Genomic DNA, 21,917 nt, shown 5'->3' with positions numbered 1-21,917 from the left:
TTCCATATTTTACCGAAAAACTTACAGGAAACAAAGTAAAAACCAGCCTATAATACAAGCCTCTCGTCAAACAAGCCTAGAAATTCTTCATTCTGCGAATGGGTGACGACGATGACCAACTTATCCTCAATCTTGGACAAGGTTTCCGCAATTAAACTTTCATTTCTAGTATCTAAGCCCGTCGTTGGCTCATCAAATAACAAGACTTCCGCATCACGATAGAGGGCTCTAGCTATATCAAACCGCCGCTCCTCCCCTCCCGATAATTGCTGGGCAGAGGATAGCAGGGTAGCGAAACCATTTTCCTGTCGTTCAAACCAGTCTAGCAGACCAACCCTGCTCAAGCAAGTCAGAGCCTTTCTCTGATCCAAGGGACCAAACAGGCTCAGATTTTCCCCAATACTAGCTGAGAAAATAGCCGTTTTTTGAGGAAGATAATAGATTTTTCCAAAAAACGAGGTCTGTTCTAGGTCCGCCAGATTCCTCTGGTTGACCAGGACTCTTCCAGCTTCTGGCTTCTGAATCCCCAGCAAGAGGCGGAGCAAGGTCGTCTTCCCACTCCCGCTCTTGCCCAAGATAGCATATTTTTTATTGGCGTGAAAAAGATAAGAAAAATTCTCCACAATCAGATGGTCCTGATAGCGACAATCAATCCCTTCCAGAGCAAGGCTCGTAATGGATTCCTTCAAAACTGGCTTGGCAGCTTGACCTTCTTCCTTCCTATTTAAGAGACCTGTCAACTCCTCCACAACCGTCCGACTAGCAAGATACTCTGTAATCAGTCCTGACATGGTTTGAATGGGACCAGCAACCGTTCCCATTAGTGTGGTCATAGCAATCAAGTCTGAAATGTTCAGCAGGCCTTGAAAGACAAAGATACCACCAATAATCCAGGAACCCGAATAAACCACACTACTCAAACCGTAGGACACGGCGTAGGTCTGAGATTGTTTTTTAGAAAAATGACTGGCTCGCCTAGCATATTCCTGACTGGATGCTTGGAGTTTCTCCTCAAAAATCGGAGTAATGGTACTGATTCGGATAAAGGTCAGAGAATGAACAAACTCACTAAAGAGCTTGAGGTAGGCATTCTTCTCCGACTGACTATCCTGAGTGGCATGAGCAAGGATACGATTATTGATCAGGGGTGCTAGGAAAGGAATGAAGCACAAAGCCAGCATAATCAGCGTCATGGTCCCTTGCAAATAAAGGGCACCAATTAGTGAAAAGGTAAAGACAAGAAGACTGGTCAACATGGACAAGAGCGGTGTTAGATAACCATTTTCCAAGACATCCAAGTGGTTGACCAAAATGTGAATCTTGTCAGCACTCTTTTTGTCATCACTTCCTGAATCATCGCCAGCTGCGTAGACAGCCACCAGCTGATTGCGAGTCCTTTCCATGATACGATTGACTAACTTGGCCTTGAGATAACGAGGCAGGTAGTCAAAGTAGGTATCGCAGATGAAAAAGCCCACCGCTATGAGTGAACTGGTCACAAATGCCTTTTGGTCACCGGACAGAGCCGCCTCTGAAACCCTAGCATAGACAAAACCTGTTGCTGCCAAAATCAGAGCATAGACAAGAGCTACCAAGACATAGGCTAGCACCTCCGACTTACACTTTCTAAGGTAGTAAAACATGGGATAAGACCTCCAATCCATTTCCATTTATATAACTATAGTATATTATAATAATACTTTTTTTGCAATGATAACAAAATTAAAAAAAGCCAGGACTTGCCTGACTTCTTATTGGTATTGGATTGAATTAGTCGAAGATTGAACTTGAGGTTCATCGAAGCAACTTAACGAAGTTTTAGCTTGATTTTCGAAGCTGAATACTGACTTTAATACGCAAAGAAAATCAAGAATAAAACTAGGCAAGGAGCTGAAGATTGAACTTAAGGTTCATCGAAGCGACTTAACGAAGTTTTAACTTGATTTTCAAAGCTGAACAGCTGTAATCTGACTACCGTCAGTTCCCATCTCCCGATAGCAAACATCTCCCAGATGTTTGCTACATCTTCTCTTCTAACGCCACATCCGGATACTTGTCCGCAAACCAGCGGAGGGCGAAGTCGTTTTCAAAGAGGAAAACGGGTTGGTCAAAGCGGTCTTTGGCTAGGATGTTGCGGCTTGATGACATGCGTTCATCCAGGTCTTCTGGCTTAATCCAACGGACTGTCTTTTTACCCATTGGAGTCATGACTACTTCGGCATTGTACTCGCCTTCCATGCGGTGTTTGAAAACTTCAAACTGGAGCTGACCAACTGCCCCCAGCATATACTCGCCCGTCTGGTAGTTCTTGTAGAGCTGGATTGCACCTTCTTGGACCAGTTGCTCAATTCCCTTATGGAAGGATTTTTGTTTCATGACGTTTTTAGCAGACACTTTCATGAAAATTTCAGGGGTAAAGGTTGGTAGCGGTTCGAATTCAAACTTGTTCTTGCCTACGGTCAAAGTATCTCCTACCTGATAAGTCCCTGTATCGTAAACACCGATAATGTCCCCCGCTACTGCATTTTCCACATTCTCACGGGACTCGGCCATGAACTGGGTCACGTTGGACAACTTGGCTCCCTTACCTGTACGAGGCAGGTTGACCGCCATACCGCGTTCAAATTCGCCCGAAACCACACGGACAAAGGCAATGCGGTCGCGGTGACGAGGGTCCATGTTGGCTTGGATTTTGAAAACAAAGCCTGAAAAATCTTTATTGAGCGGGTCAATCACGTCACCAGTCGTCGTCTTGTGACCGTGTGGCTCTGGAGCAAACTCCAAGAAGGTATCCAGGAAGGTCTGCACCCCAAAGTTTGTCAGGGCTGAGCCGAAGAAAACAGGTGTCAAATCGCCGTCCAGAATCGCCTGCTCTGAAAATTCATTGCCAGCCTCTGCCAGAAGTTCAATATCATCCAGAACTTGTGCATAAAAGGGGTTAGAACCAAATAGCTTATCACCCTCATCCAGACTTGCAAACCGCTCGTCACCACGGTAGAGTTCCAAGCGTTTGTTATGGAGGTCATAGAGTCCCTCAAAGGATTTCCCCATACCGATCGGCCAGTTCATCGGGTAGCTAGCAATGCCCAAGACTTCTTCCAACTCTTGCAGCAAATCAAGTGGCTCACGGCCATCACGGTCCAACTTGTTGATAAAAGTAAAAACTGGAATGTTGCGATGCTTAACAACCTCAAAGAGCTTTTTGGTCTGGGCCTCGATACCCTTGGCAGAGTCCACCACCATGACAGCCGCATCCACCGCCATCAAGGTCCGATAGGTATCCTCAGAGAAGTCCTCGTGCCCTGGTGTATCCAGGATATTGACCCGCTTGCCCGCGTAGTCAAACTGCATAACAGACGAGGTAACAGAGATACCACGCTGCTTCTCGATATCCATCCAGTCAGACTTGGCAAAGTTACCAGTCTTTTTCCCCTTGACCGTACCTGCCTCACGAATTTCGCCACCAAAGTAGAGCAACTGCTCAGTAATAGTGGTCTTCCCCGCGTCCGGGTGAGAGATGATCGCAAAGGTGCGGCGTTTCTTGATTTCTTCTTGTAGTGACATACTATTTCCTTTTCTTTTTCTGTATTTGGGTTCATAGCAGAGCTAGCCTCTGATTTACTTCAGCTTACATTGGTTTAATCCTCATCCTTTGCTAGTGCAGCTTAAAAACAAAAGAGCTGCCGTGCAACTCTTTTATTATAACGGATTCGCATGGATTTTTCAAACGCTGGTAAAGTCAATTTTATTAACTCACTTTCCACTTTTCTTCATCAATTCCAGAAAACGGTGCAACCAATCACGCTGCTCCTGCAAATCATCCAAACTATCCACAAATTCAATACACTTTTTAGCCCGTTCAGTATAGGGATAATATTTTTTCACCTGTCTTCGCAATTCTAAAACGACACATAACAACTCATCTTGTTGTCGCTGTTCCATCCGACGATGATGTACGTAGTCTGAATGCCACTTTTCAAGCATGAACAGTTGCTTATCGACGCTTTCAATAGTCTGAATTTTTTTCAGGTCATCCAGACGATTATGTGATCGGAGCCAATCACATAAACTCTTCACGCGAGCCTGTTTTCGCTCTTGTTCCGCGGTAGCCACTCTTTCCTGTGCTTCTTTCCTTTCAAGGAATTTTTGATGCTCTTCTATATTATGACAGATTTCCCTATCTTCCATTTGGAAATCAAGTGAGTCCTTAAAAGCAATTGTCTCCTCGTCAGATTGTCCATCTAACCAGGCTAATAAATCCTGCTTTTTCTGAGCCCACCTCTGCAAGTCGAGTTGTCTTTGTCGCTCTCGCTCTGCCTCTCTTTCCCTCTGTGCTAGTAATTTCTCTCGTTCAAGAGCTTTTTTACGCAATGCAGCAGCAACTCGCTCGTGCAGTTTCCACCTTCTTAGCTTCTTTAAATAAGCTTCCACATCAAAAACTTGATTCAATTCCGGTCGTAAATAATCATTAACCACATAAAGAATCCGCTCCATCTTATGAAAGGCAAGCTGTCGTTCCAATTTTTTTCCACTCAAGGCCAGTTTAAAAAGCTGGTAATCATTCCAAGGGTCAAAGTGATTGCCCCTATCTGCCTTAAAATAGCCTTTCTGATAATATTCGTCCAAACTGTCCAGGTCCATAATTTCTTTTAGAGCTGAAAAGTCTGAATTAGATCGCAAACGATACTCTCGCTCTGCCTTTTTCAAACTCTTGGTCAGTTCCTTATTTTGAAATTTTTTGATACAAGAGGAACCAATTGGCGATAGCTTTATGTTACTAAGATCTGTACGAGAAACAGAATAGACTTTCTGCAAGTGAGCCTTTCCACATAAACACTTGCTTTCCATTTTCTTATCAATCTTTTCCAGCCTTACCCTTGTCCATTCCAGCCTTGCCTCTTCCCAGTTATCCGCTAGACTCAACGAAATGACTATCGCCTGTAAATTTGAATTCTTCATCTCAACCTCTTTTTGTATATTGTTATAATATATTTTATAAAATGTAGACATATTTTTCAAGGTCTCGAACAAATAAAAATGATTGAACTTCTCCGCATTTTTGCAAAAGAAATTCAATCATATTCTTATTACTTTTCTATTGCTTCCACCACTTTTCCAAGGTTCATGGAATTGGAGCCTTTAAGGCGATTTGACTTGTTACTGTTGAACACGCTGATAAATCCGTTTTTCAATCTGCTCCAACCAAGATTTTCTTTTCCTATCATCAACCATTTTTACCATGTTATAACTCATCCATTTCACATCTTTGTAGCCTGTCTTCTGAAATGTTCCCTTGACTAACGCATTTTTAATAGCATTACCATAAATGAGTCGATACAAAAATTTAGGGGTATTCATGGTTGTGATAATGGTAATGGTTTTTAACTTCTCATGTCGCACCTGCATACTATAACCATTTGGTTTGTAATCATAAAATGCTCCTGGAAAAATAACTTTGTCAATGAACCCTTTCATCATCGCTGGCATCAATTCCCACCATATTGGAAAAATCAAGATGAGATGATCTGATTCTCCGATATGCTTTGAATAGGCCTGTGCTTGTGGATCTATCTGCTGATGTTTCACAAATCCTAGCAAATCTTCGCTAGTCATCACAGGATTAAACTTTTCTACATCTAAGTCAATGACCTGCACTTGACTACCAGCCTTTTGAGCTCCAGCTATACTAGCTTCCAAAATAGCATGATTATATGATTTTTCATAGGGATGGTTATAGACAATTGTTGTTTTCATAGAAATTTCTCCTCTGTTTTTTTATTGTTCCTTGTTTATCATTCAAGGTACAACCAGTATATTACAATCTAAAAAGACCGACATTAACAAATGTTAAGTCAGTCGTTTTTTTATTCTAGAAAGTGATACAGGAGTTATTCCTAGATAAGAAGATAAATAAATATCTGGAATTCTCCATAACAGGTCTGATTTTTCTTGAACTAATTCTAAAAATCGTTGCTCTGGTGAGTTTTTTATTCGTGACAGAAAAAGATGGTTGTATTTAATCATTTTCTGACTTAAAAGTATTGTCAAAGAGTGATAATACTCTGGATGTTCTAGTAAAAATATTTCAAATAGCTGCCGATTTAGGCAATAAACCACAGTATCTTCAATAGCTTGAAGACTGTAAATACTTTCTGTCTTCGTTAAAAAACTTTCAAGAGACGAAACCGAATCTCCCTCAAAGAAAAACTGAATAGTGATGTCTTTTCCGTCATGGTTATGCCACAGTCTCAATGCACCTGACTGTACAAGATAAATCATATGCGAGACTTGACCCTCATCTAAAAGATAGTCTTTTGCCTTTATTTCTTTATATATTAAATGTGGTTGAATATCTTCATGTTGAAACAATTCATCTAGGATTGACAATTCTATTTCTCCTATTTTTCCAATTCTTCCACTACTTTTCCAAGATTCATAGAATTAGAACCTTTGAAGAGGATTTGATCTTGCCCACCAAGGACTTCCTTGACTTGTTTGACTAAGTCTTCAAATTGATCCTCTTCTTCATTTTTCCTAAAGAAATAAATCTTACCAATAGGGAACATCTGACTAGCCAGCTGAGCCAGGCCTTCAATATCTTGACCATAAAAAATAACAGTATCCAGCACTTCAGGCGACAGGCTCAAAATCATCTGATTGTGGAGGTCAACAGACTGGTGTCCCAGTTCTTTCATGTCTGCCAAAACGGCGATTTTCTTGCCGCCTTCATTGGCTGGAATGCTAGAGAAGGTTTCCAAAATCAATCGCATGGCCGTTGGATTGGCATTGTAGACATCGCTGAGTATGTCGGCTCCGTTTGCCGCCTTCTTCCACTCGGTGCGGTTGCGGGTCAAGTTTAGACTGGCTAGGGCTGACTTGATTGCCTCATCTGGCACACCCAAGGTCTTGCCCACGTAGCTTGCTACCATAGCGTTGGTCGCGTTATACTTACCTGTCACTGGTAGGAAAATGTCGCCGTCCATAAAGTTGACGGTGAAGGTCAAGCTATCCTTACTCTCGACCAGACTGGTCACCTGCAAGTCAGCCTGTTCACCGAAGCGAATGAGTTCCACATGGCTCGGCAAGAGCTTATCCGCAATCGGATCTGCTGGGAGCAGCAATTTACTTCCCTCTGCCATGCCGTCCGCAATCTGTAATTTTCCTTTGGCAATCTCTTCTCGTGAGCCGAAAAATTCCAGATGCGCTTCACCAAAAAGGGTAATAACTGATAGACTTGGTTTGGCAATTTCGGATAGGAGATGAATGTCTCCCAAGTGGTCTTGGCCCATTTCCAAGACCAGTTTTTCGGTATCGTCAGGCATATGGAGGACGGTGTAAGGCAGACCAATTTCGTTGTTATAGTTGCCTTGTGTCTTGTAAGTCTTGTAAGTCGTCGCCAAGACATCATGAATCATATCCTTGGTAGTGGTTTTTCCGTTTGATCCTGTCACAGCAATGACTTCCACCCCTGTTTTCTCTAGGTAGCAGGCCGCTAATTGTTGAAGCGCAGCCAAGCAGTCCTCTACTAGAATGTGAGGAACATCAAGGCTGACTTCAGACAGGGTTACTGCGCAGCCATTTTCAAAAGCCACAGGAATAAAGTCATGACCGTCACGCGCTCCCTTGAGGGGAACAAAGAGGTCGCCAGTTGTGACAAGGCGACTGTCGAACTCGACCTTGTTGAGTGCTGTATCATGATAAAGACTAATATCATTTTTTGCGCCCAAGACCTGAGCGACTTCGTGTAGGGTTAATTTCATTGTTTTCTCCAATAAACTAAAAAAGAGCATTCGCTCTTTTCATTATACCACTTTTTACCGAGCTTGAGTGAGGACACCATCTTTCATCTCATATACCTTGTCGCATTTTTCAATCATGCGTTGGTCATGTGTTACCATGATGATGGATTTGTTCCGTTCTTTGGCTTCCTTAGCTAATAACTCAACCACTTCAAAAGCGCGATTACTGTCTAGACTGGCTGTCGGTTCATCAGCTAGAATCAAAGCTGGATCATTGTAGAGTGCACGTGCAATTGCTACACGCTGCCGTTCTCCGCCTGACAAATCCTTAGGGAACTTGTTTTTGAGATGGTCCACACCCAATTCAGATAGGAGTTCGTTTCGCTTGCTCGGTTCAGCTTTCTTATTGACCTTATCAACCAAGGTTAATTGTTTTTCGACTGTTAAAAATGGAATCAAATTGGAAGCCTGCAAGACAAAACCAATGTCCTTATAGCGCAATTTGGCACGTTTTTTCTCAGGTAAATCAGAATAGTCCGACTGATTGATTAAAACACGACCCGTTGTCGGTGTTTGTAAACCACCCGCCAAGGTCAAAAATGTTGACTTCCCAGAACCAGATGGTCCAATGATGGCAACAAATTCGCCTTCTTCAATGCTAAAATTTGTTGGTTTAAGAGCCGTAATGGTTTGGCTGCCATCTTGGAAGGTCTTACTAATATTTTCAAAAATAAGTGTTTTCATAACAACCTCCTAAGATAGATTTCGTAATGGATCTACCTTAAAGATAGAACCTACAGAGAAACTAGCACCCAATAGGGCAAATACAACTAGTGCTAGGCCGATTGCAATATAGAAGGTCCAGTTATTCTCAAATGGAACAGCGCTTGGCAAGACAAGGGATGACAAATAAGTCCCAGCCAATCCAAGGACGGTTCCCAAACCAGCCAGTAGGAAGGTTTGAGCCAATACAGAACCTGAAATATAGCCATTTGAAAGACCTTGAATTTTCATCAAGCCAAAAATCGGAGATTTCTGTGTTGTCAAAACAAAGATAAAAATACCAATAACAATGGCAGAAATGACAATCAAGAATCCTATCATAAAACCAAAAGTCATATTTTGCGCCTTATATCCTGGCAGATTTTCAATAAAGTCTGCAATAGCAACTTTTTCCAGCTCATCTGGTAGAGAAGCGACATCTCCACGAACGACAATGGCACTGGCAAGATTACTCGTTGCAGCTTGTTGTTTATCAGCCTGCATCAATTCTGCAAATGCCGTAAAGTCCATATATACAACAGGCGCCACACCAAAATAAGCATTGTCTGTATAACCTACAATGGTCACTTTTTCGTCAGTACCCGACAGATAGACTTCATCACCTAGCCCAAAACCTTCTACCTCTGACAAGGTTTTGTCTACAAGGACTTCTCCCGTTTTTTCATACAAACGACCTTCTACAATATTTGGAACGATAAAACTATCTGATTCAACAGCAAAGATGTTTACCTTTTCTTTTTCGTCTAAGATGGCATTTTCATCCACATATGCAACTCCTGCCTGTTGGCGAATCAGGGCCTTGTCACTAGCATCCACCTGGTCAAGCAAGTCTGTATCAATTTTGGATGCTGTAATCAGGCGATTGCTTTCTGAATTAAGCAAGACATAATCTGCCTGCCATTTATCAACTGCTGTTCTATTTTCCTGCATGAGTCCGTAAGCCAAACCAGTCAGGAAAAAGACCAAGTAAGAAATCAGGATTAATAATCCTAAAATCAAGCCGTAACGCAGTTTGTTCTGTCGCATTTCTTCGATTGCTAAAAACATCTTACTCCACACTTTCTAAGACATAAAATCTTGTCTCAAACTGCAAGTCTTTCCTCAAAAGAGCTTTGACTTTACATTTCTTTTCCACATAGGAAAGAATCTCTTTCTGCTTTTGCGCTGAAACCGACTCACCAATTCCAATCAACACCTCAAAACGCTGATTGTCCAAGCGACTCTCCACCTGAACAGGCATGGTTTTATTGCCTTCTTGGCTGGCATAGTAGCCCTGCACACACATGGTGATACAGGCAGCTAAGCCAATATTAACTAGACTAACCGGAGTCTCACCCTTCTCCGTTACCCCAAAGGTACGAACCGGTTCGCCATAACCTTGAGAAAGAGCCTGAAACAGACCTTCCCCTTTTACTGTCGTTTGATACATAAACACCTCCAGAACTTGTTCCATTTTATTCCTTTTTGCAAACCTTTGCAAGAAAAAAGATTGGAATGATTCCAATCTTGATAATAATTAAATGAGGTGACTTTCGCGTTTTTCAAACATTTCCTTGGCCAAACGAACAAGCTCTTCAATCAAGTCTGGATAAGCCAAGCCCATATTGTCCCAAAGGAGTGGATACATAGACCACTGGGTAAAACCTGGCATGGTGTTGAGCTCGTTGAGGAAGATGTCTCCGTCTTCTGTCAGGAAGAAATCACAGCGAGAAAGGCCACAACCACCGATAGCACGAAAGGCCTTGGCAGCATTGTCCCGCATGGTATCCATGATAGACTCATCAATCTTAGCTGGGATTTCCATTGTGATTTTGTTGTCGATGTATTTGGCATCGTAGTCATAAAAGGCAACGTCTTTGACTACTTCGCCAGGAAGTGTCGTTTTCACGTCAGCATTTCCCAAAAGACCAACCTCAATCTCACGCGCATTAACACCCTGCTCAACGAGGACACGGCTGTCATACTTGAAGGCCAGATCAAGTGCCTTACGCAAGCCAGCTAAATCCTCAGCTTTTGAGATACCGACACTTGACCCCATATTAGCTGGTTTTACAAAGACTGGATAAGTCAATTTTCCTTCAATCTCTGCAATCTTTTCGTCAATATTTTCACCCTCAATAACTGCCACATAAGGTACTTGGGAGATTCCTGCTGATTCAAGAACGCGCTTGGTAGTGATTTTATCCATGGCAACGCTTGAAGACAAGATATTGGTGCCCACATACGGCATACGAAGAACTTCCAAAAAGCCTTGAATAGAGCCGTCTTCGCCCATTGGACCGTGTAGGACAGGGAAAACAACTGCATTTTCTTCATAAATATCGCTCGGACGGATTTTTTGCTCTTCAATAATCGTCGCATTGGTCATGAGTTTTTCATCAGCAGCTGGAGTTTGGGTAAATTCCTGCGTCTTAATAAAGTCCCCAGTTTGCGTGATGAAATAGGTTTTTACAAAAAATTTATCATAATTGATGGCACGCATGACGCTCTCAGCGGATAAAACGGATACTTCGCGCTCAGCTGAACGACCACCATATAGTAAAATTAAGGTTTCTTTTGACATATCTTTTCCTTTTCTAATTCGAAACAACTATAGTTAGTATAGCATATTTTTTATCTGATGGGCGGACCAAGGTCTCCTAAACTATAATTCTGTCCTGTTCTCAATGGCACGAAGGAGGGTGACTTCATCTGCGTATTCAATGTCACTTCCGACTGCCAATCCTCGTGCCAAGCGAGTAACCTTAATTCCCGCTGGCTTTAAGACACGTGAGATGTACATGGATGTCGCTTCACCATCTGCTGTTGCATTTGTCGCTACAATGACTTCTGTCACTTCGTTTTCCATCAAACGAGTTAGCAAGGTCTTTAAGTTAATATCATCTGGTCCGATACCATTCATGGGAGAAATCAAGCCATGCAAGACATGGTAAAGACCGTGGTATTCTTGAATATTTTCCAAGGCTGTAACATCTCGACTATCCTCTACAATCAAAATAGTAGATTGGTCTCGCGTTGAGTCCTGGCAAATGGCACAGGGGTCCTGATCTGTCAAATTACCACAAATAGAGCAATAAGATAGGTCTCGCTTGGCTGCCAATAAATTTTTCGCAAATTCATTAACGACATCATCCTCCATGCCAATAGTATAAAAAGCTAAACGGGTAGCCGTTTTTATACCGATACCTGGCAATTTAGAATAACTATCAATTAACTTAGCAATAGGTGTAGGGTAAAGCATAAGCCTCCTTAATTCATTGGGTGAAGTGATTGATATAAATTGATAATTTCTTGAGTAATTGTCTTAGTAGTTGTTGAACTTTGATTGGTCAAATTTGGTAGGACAACTGCTACCGCAATTTGAGGATTATCACTAGGTGCATAAGCAACAACGTTGGTATTGACCGCAGTAACCACATCCCCAGAAGCTGTCGTTGTATAGGTTTCGGCTGTACCAGTCTTGGCACTGATGGTCACAGCCGCACCACGACCGATAGCACTACCTGTATTAAAGCGCCCACTACCATTGACAACTTGGTAGAAACCTTGACGAAGAAGAGACATATCTTCAGCGGAAATATTAACCTGATTCATCTCCTTACCAGATACGGTTTCAATTAATTCTCCCAAACCACCTTGGGCATTATTCCCATAAATTCCCTCAACGAGGTGTGGAGAAATCCGTGTTCCATTATTCGCAATGGTCGCTGCATACTGTGCCATCTGCATCGGTGTATAGTTATCAAACTGTCCAAAAGCGTTGGTAATAAAGTTGGCTGTCGAATACTCTTCCGGTAAAAATCCTGTAGATTCGAGTGGCAGGTCAATACCTGTTGACGCACCTAAACCATACTCTGCAAAAGTCGAACGAAGCTTAGTCATGGCATTTGTCAATGTATCGCCATCATTCAAATACATGTTAGCTGAATAGGTCTGACCAAGTAGTCCTAAGGCAATCTTAACCATGTAGACGTTAGAAGAATATTCCAGAGCCTCTGTCGCATCAATATTAAAACTACCATAGGCCCCATACCAAGATGTAATTGGTGCTGAACCTGCAAAATAGATTGGTTCGTCTAACTGCACTTGATTGCCACTGATAACTCCATTTTCCCAACCAGAGCTGATTGTCGCTCCTTTGACGATGGAACCTGGTGTGAAAACACTTGTAATAGTACCAAGGGCATCTTCTGTTATGCTACCTGCTCCTTTTTCATGACTGTATCCAGACATGGCAAGCACCGCACCTGTTGAAGGTTCCAATGCGACTGCATAAACCCCTTCCGAGTAAAGTGCACTACCAGTAGCTAGCTCACTTTCAAAGTATTTTTTCAAAATAGCATTGACCCCATCTTGAAAGGCTAAATCAATGGTCAGTTTAATATTATTTCCCTGCTGCCCTTCTTGGATTGTCTCAATACTTTCGACATTGCCATTTCGATCTAGGTTGATTTGTTTTTTCTCACGTTGACCTTGCAAGACTTCTTCATATTGTTTCTCGAGGTAGGCAGTTCCCACACGGTCATTTGATGAGTAGCCCTTGGAGAGATAGTACTCCGCATCTTCCGCAGGCAAACCAGCCTGCTCACTCGTTACAGTACCAATAATAGAGCTGAGGGAAGTTGGCAAAATCGTCCGTTTCCAGTTGTTAGTCGTTGAAACGCCTGGAAGTTGACTTTCATTGGCTACGATATGAGCAACCTGTTCAGCAGTTAGAGTATCTGTTACCAAATTAACAGTAGAGAAGTAAGTAGCACCATTCATCTGCTTGAACAGTTCAATCGCCTTGCTATCTTGCTCAGAATATTGTAATGCTTCAGCAGGGATACTATCAACCGCATTAGAATAAATTGTCGATTCACTCAGGTAGTTGCCATCAGAATCGTATTTTTTATCTTCTGGCAAGGCCTCGACTACCTGACGATAAACTTCTTCATCCGCCAAATAATAGTCTGCCTTATCACGTTGAGTAATTGTTACGTCCGACACATTGACCCACTGCAAGAGTTTATTAGCTACTTCTTTCATTTCCTGAGCAGACATCTTGTTGGAACGTGTGAAGGAGACAACCTGCTGAATCTCGTTTTCAACCAAAGGTTTTCCCTGTGCATCGTAAATCTGCCCACGGATAGAGCCATTGCTGATGATTTTCTGACTGGCAGTAGACAGCTTATTACTATAAAAATCATGATTGATGATCTGCATGTCTGCCAGACGCAATATCAAAACTAGGAAAAGAAAAATCACGATAGAAAATAAAATATTTAAACGAAGGGAAATAAAATTTCCATCGTGTTCCAAAGGCTTGTTCTTTCTTTTTTTCACTTCAAAGACCTCATTCTAGAAATATCCTTCTTATTATACCACAGGCAAAAAATATTTTTTAGACAGAGCCTCCTTTTCAGAAAATATTTCCTTATGATTTCTTCACGAGACAAGCTTGCACTATCTCCCATTGACTGTGAACAGATGTTTCCACAAACTGTTGATCATGGGAAACCAAGAGGACACTACCTTCATATTCTTTCAAGAATGTTTCCAAAGCTTCAATAGCTGCCATATCTAGAAAATTTGTCGGTTCATCTAATATCAAAAGATTTGCATCCGCCAACAATACCTTAGCTAAGGAGAGACGAACACGCTCACCACCAGACAGATTTGCTACCTTCTGCTGAGCCTTATCGTAAGAAAGTCCTAACATACCTAATAAATTGAGAATCGTCATCCTATCTTGAAGAGAGGTACAACTAATATTTTCAAAAGCAGTCTTTTCTTCATCAAGGTTTATCAAATCCTGTGCAAAATAAGCAATTTTTAACTTAGGATTGTAATAGCCTTCTAATTCTTTTGAAATCAATTTCCGAACAAAACTGGTTTTCCCAGTACCATTTGACCCAACCAAAGCTAGTTTATCCCCAAAAGTCATGCCAAGCTGAGGAAAATCAAATAAATAGGTTTCCTCAATCCAGAGCTGACCAGCCTGCAAACGAAAGAGACTGTGAAGACCCGTATCCAAGGCACCTTTTGATTCCATCTTTACCCACCTTTCCTTTCTAGGTTGTTCAACCTTGTCCAAACGCTCCATCCGTTTTTCCAAATGCTTGGCAGTCTTGGCCATAGACTTGGCTTGACTATCATAGGAACCCATCATGGCATTAACCTTCCACTCTGACGAAGAAATGCCTTTCTTTTTCTTGTTCATCTTCTGAGCCTTTGCCTGACGCTCTTGCTGGGCTTTTTTTAGTTGAGCGACTTTTTTCTGATAGGCTTCATAGGCCTCCTGCTGTCCTTCTCGCCTAGCTCGGCGACTTTCTACAAACGCCTCATAATTCCCTGTATAGACCTGAATACTTCCTTCTTCTAAATGCCAAATGTGACTGGCTATTTGATTGAGAAAATGCCGATCATGACTAACAACTAGTAGACTACCTCGATAGCGTTTGATTTGTTTGATTAGCTTTTCCTGGTGTTCTTGATCCAGATTGGCAGTCGGTTCATCCATGATTAACAACTGTGGTCTTTGGGCAAAAGCCTCTTGAATAGACTTCCAAACCTGTTCCCCACCTGAAAGCGTGCTCCTTTCCTGTAACTGGGGTACATAGGCCCAGTCTGCTTTTACCTCAATCTGACCAGCAAAATCCCTATCCAGTCCCAGTAAGATTTTCAAAAAAGTAGACTTGCCAACACCATTATTTCCAACCAAACCAACCTTTTGACCAGCTTGAAGGCTTAACTGCTGGATTGTAAACAAACTACGTCCCGCAAATTCCTTCTCTAATTGAATACATTTTATCATTTCCATATAGACCTCTTTTCTTACCTAGAAAAGGGCTCACCACTTCAATAATGAACACAGAAAAAAGCCATGCAAAACATGACCTTTCCCTATGGAAAAAGTCACACGAATAGTAAGCCCTTATGAGCAGTATTATCCCTTGTATCGTCAGTAAATGCAACCTCACTACAAGTTTTAAGAACGACTAATAAGCAGCTTAATTATTCATGCAACTTCACCTCTCGTATTTTATATATTTATTCTAAACAAGTTCAATGAATTTGTCAAATCTTGGTCAATGGCGTCGCTGTATCTGGCGAGGTATCATAGACCTGGAAATCCACTCCAACTCCTAAATCAGCCTGCGCCAACTGATTAACCATGGTCATGTGAGCCAATTCCTTGATATTGTTTTCCTTTGATAAATGCCCAAGGTAAATCTTTTTAGTCCGATTTCCTAGTGATCGAATCATGGCATCAGCACCATCCTCGTTACAAAGGTGCCCCTTATCAGACAAAATCCGTTGCTTGAGGTTCCAAGAGTAAGAACCCGCACGCAAGATTTCAACATCATGGTTCGACTCAATCAAATAGGCATCTGCATTGGCTACAATCCCTGCCATCCGATCGCTGACATAGCCAGTATCCGTTAACATAACAAAGGACTTATCATCCTTCATAAAACGATAAAATTGAGGACAGGCCGCATCATGACTGACACCAAATGACTCAATATCTAGGTCACCAAAAGTCTTCATAGCCCCCAATTCAAAGATATGTTTTTGAGCCTGTTCAATCTTACCCAATTTGCTTTCCATTGCCTGCCAAGTCAACTCATTGGCATAAATATCCATACCATATTTACGTGCCAGAACACCGATACCATGGATATGGTCGCTATGCTCATGGGTGACTAAAATCGCATCAATATCTTCTGGCTTGCGGTCAATTTCTGCCAAAAGGCTAGTAATCTTTTTTCCTGATAGGCCAGCATCTACCAAGATTTTCTTCTTATCCGTTTCCAAATAGAAACAGTTTCCACTAGATCCCGAAGCCAAAATACTGTAGTTAAATCCTTTTCCGATCATATTCTCCTATTCTTCCTCATCCGAATCATCCCACTCATCCATAGTAATGTCCCTACTGTACGGTAGAACAATCGTAAACGTTGACCCATGACCATACTCACTCTTGGCCCAAATGAATCCCTTGTGTTGCTTGACAATTTCTTTGGCAATGGCCAAACCTAGACCAGTGCCACCTTGGGCACGCGAACGAGCCTTATCTACACGATAGAATCGGTCGAAAATCTTTGGTAAATCAGCCTTTGGAATCCCCAAGCCCTCATCCGAAATTGAAACAATCAACTGACTATCTGTCGTTTTCATACTAAAGGTAATAGTCCCACCGTCAGGTGAATACTTGACGGCATTGTTTAAGATATTATCCAAAACTTGGGTCAGCTTATCTGTATCAATTTCTACCCAGATTGGACTTATTTGATAATCACGAACAATGGTATAAACTTTATCGGAATCAGAATGCTTCATCTGATCAAAACGGTTGAGAATAAAGGTCACAAAGGCTGTAAAGTTAATCAATTCAACATCCATTTCACCGACTTGATTATCAATCCTTGACAAACTTAACAAATCAGTAATCATCCGCATCATGCGGTTAGTCTCATCTAAGGATACCTTAACAAAACTCGGTGCAACAGACTCCGTCAGCGCTCCCTCATCCAGAGCCTCTAGATAGGATTTAACGGAAGTCAATGGCGTACGCAATTCATGACTCACATTTGACACAAACAGCCTACGTTCCCGCTCTTCCTTGGCCTGCTCGGTCATATCATGCAAGACGACAACCAAGCCAGAAATCAGACCACTCTCACTACGAATCGTGGCAAAATTAGCACGTAAAGTCAAAAATTCTTCGTTTTCATTGGTGTGATCAATCACAATCTCAGGTGTCTGAGCCAACAAATCTCTCAATGTATAACGGTCTGATAAATCTAAAACCTCTAGCAGGTGATACTGCTCCTGCTTTGGGTTAGATAATCCCAACTGTTTCTGGGCCATATCGTTAATCATGATGATCCGTCCGATACGGTCTGTAGCAATAACACCGTCACTCATATAGGACAGGATGGACGTCAGACGCGTCTTTTCTTGTTCTAAATTATCATGAGTTAAGCGGATGACCTCGGACAGATCATTGAGGGAATTAGCCATGTCTGTGATTTCAGGACTTCCCCTCATGTCTAACACATCAGCATAATTCCCCTCAATTAAGGCATTGACTTTTTGATTGAGTTGTTTAATTTGCTTATTATCCCGATAGTTTTCAATCAAAAGGACCGTCAGAGCAATTAGAAAACCAATCAAAATGACAACAAACCAAAATTCTGCCGTGGTCATTAAATAACGTAATTGATTAATCATTTCCTTTTATAAAATATCCCACTCCGCGACGAGTAAGAATGTATTCTGGTCGGCTTGGTGTATCTTCAATTTTCTCACGCAGACGACGAATCGTTACATCCACCGTGCGGACATCACCAAAGTAATCATAACCCCAAACTGTTTCCAATAGATGTTCTCGAGTCATAACCTGACCTAAGTGTTTGGCCAGATGGTGGAGCAATTCAAACTCACGATGGGTCAGCTCCAACTCTTTGCCATGCTTCTTAGCGACAAACGCATCAGGCAGAATGACCAAATCGCCAATCACCAACTCTGGAGTTCCTGTTGACTCAATATTTGTCTGCGTCTCTGCCAATTCACTACGACGAAGAAGAGCCTTAACACGCGCCTGTAATTCGCGATTAGAGAAGGGTTTGGTCACATAATCATCCGCCCCGATTTCAAGCCCGATAACCTTATCAAATTCGCTATCTTTAGCAGATAGCATTAAGATTGGAACATTGCTGGTCTTACGAATCGTTCGAGCGACCTCTAGTCCGTCCAATTCTGGCAACATCAAGTCCAAAATGACAATGTCAGGAAACTCAGACTCAAACACTTCCAAGGCTTCACGTCCATCGAAGGCTGTCACAACTTCATATCCCTCACGAGTCATATTAAACTTAATAATATCTGAGATTGGTTTTTCATCATCTACAATTAATATTTTTTTCATTAGTATCTTACCTTTGCTTTATTTCTTCTATTATATCAGACTTACCTAAAAAATTCATATTTCAAAACCACCTGACACAGAGATGTCACATTTTATAACATAAAATACATTAAATTGTCAGAATTTACTTGACATTGCATATAGGCAATGCTAAGATGGGAATACCTAAAAAACACTATGCAAGGAGAATTTTATGGCTTTAGTAGAATTTAAAGATGTCAACAAATACTATGGCGACTACCACGCCCTACGCAATATCAACTTGGAATTCGAACCTGGACAGGTTGTCGTTCTCCTTGGACCTTCCGGATCCGGAAAATCTACTCTCATTCGCACGATTAACGGTTTAGAGGCAATTGATGAAGGAACGCTCATCGTCAATGGACATGATATTTCCTCTACTTCTATCAAAGAGCTCGTATCACTTCGCAAAGAAGTTGGCATGGTTTTCCAGCATTTCAACCTTTACCCACACAAAACTGTGTTAGAAAATGTTACCTTGGCACCGATTAAGGTTTTGGGAATCGATAAGGCTACAGCTGAAAAAACCGCTCAAAAATATCTTGAGTTTGTTAACCTCTGGGATCGGAAGGATTCCTACCCTGCTATGCTATCCGGGGGCCAAAAACAACGTGTCGCCATCGCTCGCGGCTTAGCTATGAAACCTGAGCTTCTACTCTTCGATGAACCAACATCTGCCTTGGACCCAGAAACTATCGGCGATGTACTTGCAGTTATGCAAAAATTGGCACGTGACGGGATGAACATGATTGTCGTAACACACGAAATGGGCTTTGCCCGTGAAGTAGCTGATCGCATCATCTTCATGGCTGAGGGAGAAGTTTTAGTTGATACAACAGATGTGAATGGCTTCTTTGACAATCCGACAGAGCCTCGTGCCCAACAATTCCTCAGCAAGATTATCAACCACGAATCTGACAAAGTAAAACTCTAGGAGGAAGTCTATGGATAAGAAAAAAATCAACATTTTCTTTACAATTAGATTATTGGTCTTTGGACTTATTCTTCTCGTTTTCGCAAAACAACCAGTAGCTCAAACAGAAACACCCACATCCATTACCAATAGTGATCAAGTTCAAGCTATTATCGATAGAGGCGTTCTCCGCGTCGGAGTGAAACAGGACGTCCCAAACTTTGGCTACAAGAACCCTGATACTGGTGAATTCGAGGGAATGGAGATTGACATTGCTCGAAAAATTGCAGATGAATTAGGTGTAGATATCGAATTTACTCCCGTTACGGCACAAACCCGAGGACCACTCTTAGATAACGGTCAAGTGGATATGGTCATCGCAACCTTCACCATCACTGAGGAACGTAAACTCCTCTACAATTTCACAACTCCTTACTACACAGATGCCGTTGGCATCTTGGTCAATAAGGATAGTGGAATTAAGACATTTACCGACCTGGATGGAAAGACAATCGGTGTAGCTCAGGGTTCCATTACACGTACCCTCATCTCTGAACTAGCAGACAAATATGATATCTCTGTCAATTTTGCAGAACTTGGTTCTTATCCAGAACTCTCTGTCTCGCTACGTGCTCACCGTACAGACGCATTTTCTGTAGACCAATCTATCCTTTCTGGGTATATCAGCTCGAAATCTGAACTCATGGACTTTAGCTTCTCAGCTTCTGACTATGGAATTGTTACTAAATTATCTAACAAAGACCTTAGCGACTACTTAAATAGTCTCGTAAAAAAATGGACTGCCGATGGTAGCCTACAAAGCATCTATGATGCCAATGGCCTCAAACCAGTCACAGAAACTGACGAATAGAAAGGTGAAACAATATGACAGTTTTAACAACTAGTCCTTACGCTTGGGAGAATTGGGTCAGTTATTTCAAGGATTTTCCAACCTTTTTCCAAGGTTTTCTCTTTACCTTAGCCATTTCTGTCGGTGCCTTTATCATGGCCATGTTTTTAGGAATTGTCTTTGGTAGTCTCTCTTCAAGTAAAAATAAAGTTTTAAAAATCATCGCACGTGTCTATGTTGAATACTATCAGAACACGCCGCTTTTGGTTCAGTTCATGATTGTTTATTATGGACTTCCACTGATTTCAAATTATGTTCTCATGCCGTCCATCTACTGGACAGCTGTTATCTGCGTCGGACTCTATCACGGTGCCTATATCGCAGAGGTCATTCGTGCAGGGATTGAGGCTGTGCCTACTGGGCAGACTGAGGCTGCACTTTCACAAGGATTTACTCAAGCTGAAACCATGCGGATTATCATTTTGCCACAGGCCATTCCGACCATTCTTCCACCTTTGACCAACCAGGTAGTAAACTTGATTAAGAATACGGCAACAGTTGCTATTATATCTGGTGCTGACATCATGTTTATGACAAAATCATGGTCTGCCATGAATGCCAACTACATCCCAGCCTTTGCTGGTGCTGCTTTCCTTTACTTCATCATGTGCTTCCCTGTTGCAAGCTGGGGACGTCGCATTGAAGAAAAGAATAAGTCAGCCTTTTCACACTAAAAGGAGGTTGAACAATGAATTATGTTTTAGAATTACTCAAACCTTCAACCTTCCAACTCTTGTGGAGTGGTTTGAAGTTAACACTCTATATCTCAAGCATTTCGGTAATCTTATCCATTCTTTTCGGAATGATTCTCGCCATCATGCGCAATGGAAAAAATCCAATTTTCAAGTGGATTGCAACCATCTATATCGAATTTGTGCGTAACGTGCCAAACTTGCTCTGGATTTTCACCGTTTTCTTAGTCTTCCAAATGAAGTCAACGCCTGCTGGTATTACTGCTTTTACTATTTTTACCACGGCAGCCATGGCCGAGATTATCCGTGGTGGTCTCAACGCCATCGGACCGGGCCAGACTGAAGCTGGTTTGTCACAGGGTTTTACCCCAGTGCAAATCATGGTCTATATCATCATGCCGCAGGCTATTCGTAAGATGTTGCCAGCCATCATCTCACAGATTGTGACGGTCATCAAGGACACTAGTTTCCTCTACTCCGTTATCGCCTTGCAAGAACTCTTTGGTTCTAGTCAAATCCTCATGGGACGCTACTTTGAGGCAGAACAAGTTTTTGCCCTCTATCTCATGGTTGCTCTGATTTACTTCAGTATCAACTTTGCTATTTCAAGCCTGTCACGTTATGTGGCTAAGTCTTGGGCGAGTAGTATTGAATAAATAATCTGAACCAGTTTTCTCGAGAAAGCTGGTTTTATGATATAATCAAAGAAAATGTACTCAAACCATTTTGGAAATGCCTCTGTTCCCAAATAGTTTAGAGTTAAATAAAGGAGAAACTTATGAAACGACTCATCTATATTGACCAGCTGAAAGGTTTTGGAATTTTAGCTGTCTTATTTCTGCATACAGTCGGTTATATCCGAAACGCTCTTCCATATACCGATATCCCTCTTTGGCGACTAGAAGCCTGGCTACACTCTTTCCTTATGCCATTTTTTGTATTT

Annotated in this window: 20 protein-coding genes; 4 read left to right on the top strand and 16 right to left on the bottom strand. The window is 41.8% G+C overall.

Annotated features, from left to right (window positions below):
* Nucleotides 1-47: 47 nt before the first annotated feature.
* The 16 genes from SST111_RS10635 to yycF all read right to left on the bottom strand — a co-directional run bounded on the left by SST111_RS10635 (nucleotide 48) and on the right by yycF (nucleotide 18,438).
* The gene (locus tag SST111_RS10635) at nucleotides 48-1,643 is read right to left on the bottom strand and encodes an ATP-binding cassette domain-containing protein (protein WP_180274062.1); all 1,596 of its coding nucleotides are present in this window, start codon (nucleotides 1,641-1,643) and stop codon (nucleotides 48-50) included.
* A gap of 376 nt (nucleotides 1,644-2,019) precedes the next feature.
* On the bottom strand, nucleotides 2,020-3,564 hold the full coding sequence (locus SST111_RS10630; protein ID WP_024418546.1) for a peptide chain release factor 3: 1,545 nt from the start codon (nucleotides 3,562-3,564) through the stop codon (nucleotides 2,020-2,022).
* Between the two features lie 189 nt (nucleotides 3,565-3,753).
* The gene (locus SST111_RS10625) at nucleotides 3,754-4,959 is read right to left on the bottom strand and encodes a hypothetical protein (RefSeq protein ID WP_099811269.1); all 1,206 of its coding nucleotides are present in this window, start codon (nucleotides 4,957-4,959) and stop codon (nucleotides 3,754-3,756) included.
* Between the two features lie 198 nt (nucleotides 4,960-5,157).
* Complete coding sequence (locus tag SST111_RS10620; protein WP_099811267.1) at nucleotides 5,158-5,754, bottom strand: NAD(P)H-dependent oxidoreductase; 597 nt, start codon at nucleotides 5,752-5,754, stop codon at nucleotides 5,158-5,160.
* A gap of 93 nt (nucleotides 5,755-5,847) precedes the next feature.
* Nucleotides 5,848-6,387, bottom strand: coding sequence for a Crp/Fnr family transcriptional regulator (locus SST111_RS10615; RefSeq protein ID WP_024393201.1), 540 nt, complete (start codon nucleotides 6,385-6,387; stop codon nucleotides 5,848-5,850).
* Nucleotides 6,388-6,398: 11 nt separating this feature from the next.
* The gene (locus SST111_RS10610; RefSeq protein ID WP_099811265.1) at nucleotides 6,399-7,760 is read right to left on the bottom strand and encodes a UDP-N-acetylmuramoyl-tripeptide--D-alanyl-D-alanine ligase; all 1,362 of its coding nucleotides are present in this window, start codon (nucleotides 7,758-7,760) and stop codon (nucleotides 6,399-6,401) included.
* A 54-nt stretch (nucleotides 7,761-7,814) separates the two neighbouring features.
* Entirely contained in the window at nucleotides 7,815-8,483 is a 669-nt protein-coding gene (locus SST111_RS10605) for an ABC transporter ATP-binding protein (RefSeq protein ID WP_099811263.1), read from the bottom strand.
* A gap of 9 nt (nucleotides 8,484-8,492) precedes the next feature.
* Complete coding sequence (locus SST111_RS10600; RefSeq protein ID WP_099811261.1) at nucleotides 8,493-9,569, bottom strand: ABC transporter permease; 1,077 nt, start codon at nucleotides 9,567-9,569, stop codon at nucleotides 8,493-8,495.
* A gap of 1 nt (nucleotide 9,570) precedes the next feature.
* The gene (locus SST111_RS10595) at nucleotides 9,571-9,951 is read right to left on the bottom strand and encodes an OsmC family protein (protein WP_099811259.1); all 381 of its coding nucleotides are present in this window, start codon (nucleotides 9,949-9,951) and stop codon (nucleotides 9,571-9,573) included.
* Between the two features lie 87 nt (nucleotides 9,952-10,038).
* A complete protein-coding gene (locus tag SST111_RS10590) occupies nucleotides 10,039-11,085 on the bottom strand; it encodes a D-alanine--D-alanine ligase (RefSeq protein WP_099811257.1) in 1,047 nt (348 codons plus the stop codon).
* 81 nt (nucleotides 11,086-11,166) lie between these two features.
* Complete coding sequence (gene recR, locus SST111_RS10585) at nucleotides 11,167-11,763, bottom strand: recombination mediator RecR (RefSeq protein WP_012027296.1); 597 nt, start codon at nucleotides 11,761-11,763, stop codon at nucleotides 11,167-11,169.
* An 8-nt stretch (nucleotides 11,764-11,771) separates the two neighbouring features.
* The gene (gene pbp2b, locus SST111_RS10580) at nucleotides 11,772-13,847 is read right to left on the bottom strand and encodes a penicillin-binding protein PBP2B (RefSeq protein ID WP_099811255.1); all 2,076 of its coding nucleotides are present in this window, start codon (nucleotides 13,845-13,847) and stop codon (nucleotides 11,772-11,774) included.
* 91 nt (nucleotides 13,848-13,938) lie between these two features.
* The gene (gene vga(F) / locus SST111_RS10575; RefSeq protein ID WP_180274061.1) at nucleotides 13,939-15,324 is read right to left on the bottom strand and encodes an ABC-F type ribosomal protection protein Vga(F); all 1,386 of its coding nucleotides are present in this window, start codon (nucleotides 15,322-15,324) and stop codon (nucleotides 13,939-13,941) included.
* A gap of 257 nt (nucleotides 15,325-15,581) precedes the next feature.
* Complete coding sequence (locus SST111_RS10570) at nucleotides 15,582-16,385, bottom strand: MBL fold metallo-hydrolase (RefSeq protein WP_024378370.1); 804 nt, start codon at nucleotides 16,383-16,385, stop codon at nucleotides 15,582-15,584.
* A 6-nt stretch (nucleotides 16,386-16,391) separates the two neighbouring features.
* Nucleotides 16,392-17,741, bottom strand: a complete 1,350-nt coding sequence (vicK, locus tag SST111_RS10565; RefSeq protein WP_004298856.1) for a cell wall metabolism sensor histidine kinase VicK — start codon at nucleotides 17,739-17,741, stop codon at nucleotides 16,392-16,394.
* Entirely contained in the window at nucleotides 17,734-18,438 is a 705-nt protein-coding gene (yycF, locus tag SST111_RS10560; protein ID WP_044673713.1) for a response regulator YycF, read from the bottom strand. The genes vicK and yycF overlap by 8 nt, the downstream gene beginning before the upstream one ends.
* A 193-nt stretch (nucleotides 18,439-18,631) precedes the next feature.
* Between yycF and SST111_RS10555 the strand changes: the two genes are divergently transcribed.
* The 4 genes from SST111_RS10555 to SST111_RS10540 are packed head-to-tail and all read left to right on the top strand — an operon-like array spanning nucleotide 18,632 to nucleotide 21,630.
* Nucleotides 18,632-19,393, top strand: coding sequence for an amino acid ABC transporter ATP-binding protein (locus SST111_RS10555; RefSeq protein ID WP_002935839.1), 762 nt, complete (start codon nucleotides 18,632-18,634; stop codon nucleotides 19,391-19,393).
* Nucleotides 19,394-19,403: 10 nt separating this feature from the next.
* Nucleotides 19,404-20,243, top strand: a complete 840-nt coding sequence (locus SST111_RS10550) for a transporter substrate-binding domain-containing protein (protein WP_099811252.1) — start codon at nucleotides 19,404-19,406, stop codon at nucleotides 20,241-20,243.
* Nucleotides 20,244-20,257: 14 nt separating this feature from the next.
* Entirely contained in the window at nucleotides 20,258-20,956 is a 699-nt protein-coding gene (locus tag SST111_RS10545) for an amino acid ABC transporter permease (protein ID WP_004298848.1), read from the top strand.
* Nucleotides 20,957-20,970: 14 nt separating this feature from the next.
* A complete protein-coding gene (locus tag SST111_RS10540) occupies nucleotides 20,971-21,630 on the top strand; it encodes an amino acid ABC transporter permease (RefSeq protein ID WP_024378367.1) in 660 nt (219 codons plus the stop codon).
* Nucleotides 21,631-21,917 lie beyond the last annotated feature (287 nt).

Source organism: Streptococcus suis YS161, from assembly GCF_002760245.1.
In the GTDB taxonomy this organism is placed as follows: domain Bacteria; phylum Bacillota; class Bacilli; order Lactobacillales; family Streptococcaceae; genus Streptococcus; species Streptococcus suis_I.
Note: the sequence above shows the minus strand (reverse complement) of the source record. Positions and strands in the feature narration are given on the sequence as shown.

Bases quoted from the DNA above. Each gene is read 5' to 3' on its own strand.
- SST111_RS10605 (WP_099811263.1), bottom strand. From the start codon at position 8,483: ATGAAAACACTTATTTTTGAAAATATTAGTAAGACCTTCCAAGATGGC.
- recR (WP_012027296.1), bottom strand. From the start codon at position 11,763: ATGCTTTACCCTACACCTATTGCTAAGTTAATTGATAGTTATTCTAAA.
- yycF (WP_044673713.1), bottom strand. From the start codon at position 18,438: ATGAAAAAAATATTAATTGTAGATGATGAAAAACCAATCTCAGATATT.
- SST111_RS10545 (WP_004298848.1), top strand. From the start codon at position 20,258: ATGACAGTTTTAACAACTAGTCCTTACGCTTGGGAGAATTGGGTCAGT.
- SST111_RS10630 (WP_024418546.1), bottom strand. From the start codon at position 3,564: ATGTCACTACAAGAAGAAATCAAGAAACGCCGCACCTTTGCGATCATC.
- SST111_RS10625 (WP_099811269.1), bottom strand. From the start codon at position 4,959: ATGAAGAATTCAAATTTACAGGCGATAGTCATTTCGTTGAGTCTAGCG.
- SST111_RS10620 (WP_099811267.1), bottom strand. From the start codon at position 5,754: ATGAAAACAACAATTGTCTATAACCATCCCTATGAAAAATCATATAAT.
- vicK (WP_004298856.1), bottom strand. From the start codon at position 17,741: ATGATTAATCAATTACGTTATTTAATGACCACGGCAGAATTTTGGTTT.
- SST111_RS10550 (WP_099811252.1), top strand. From the start codon at position 19,404: ATGGATAAGAAAAAAATCAACATTTTCTTTACAATTAGATTATTGGTC.
- SST111_RS10635 (WP_180274062.1), bottom strand. From the start codon at position 1,643: ATGTTTTACTACCTTAGAAAGTGTAAGTCGGAGGTGCTAGCCTATGTC.
- SST111_RS10570 (WP_024378370.1), bottom strand. From the start codon at position 16,385: ATGATCGGAAAAGGATTTAACTACAGTATTTTGGCTTCGGGATCTAGT.
- SST111_RS10595 (WP_099811259.1), bottom strand. From the start codon at position 9,951: ATGTATCAAACGACAGTAAAAGGGGAAGGTCTGTTTCAGGCTCTTTCT.
- SST111_RS10600 (WP_099811261.1), bottom strand. From the start codon at position 9,569: ATGTTTTTAGCAATCGAAGAAATGCGACAGAACAAACTGCGTTACGGC.
- SST111_RS10610 (WP_099811265.1), bottom strand. From the start codon at position 7,760: ATGAAATTAACCCTACACGAAGTCGCTCAGGTCTTGGGCGCAAAAAAT.
- SST111_RS10590 (WP_099811257.1), bottom strand. From the start codon at position 11,085: ATGTCAAAAGAAACCTTAATTTTACTATATGGTGGTCGTTCAGCTGAG.
- SST111_RS10540 (WP_024378367.1), top strand. From the start codon at position 20,971: ATGAATTATGTTTTAGAATTACTCAAACCTTCAACCTTCCAACTCTTG.
- SST111_RS10555 (WP_002935839.1), top strand. From the start codon at position 18,632: ATGGCTTTAGTAGAATTTAAAGATGTCAACAAATACTATGGCGACTAC.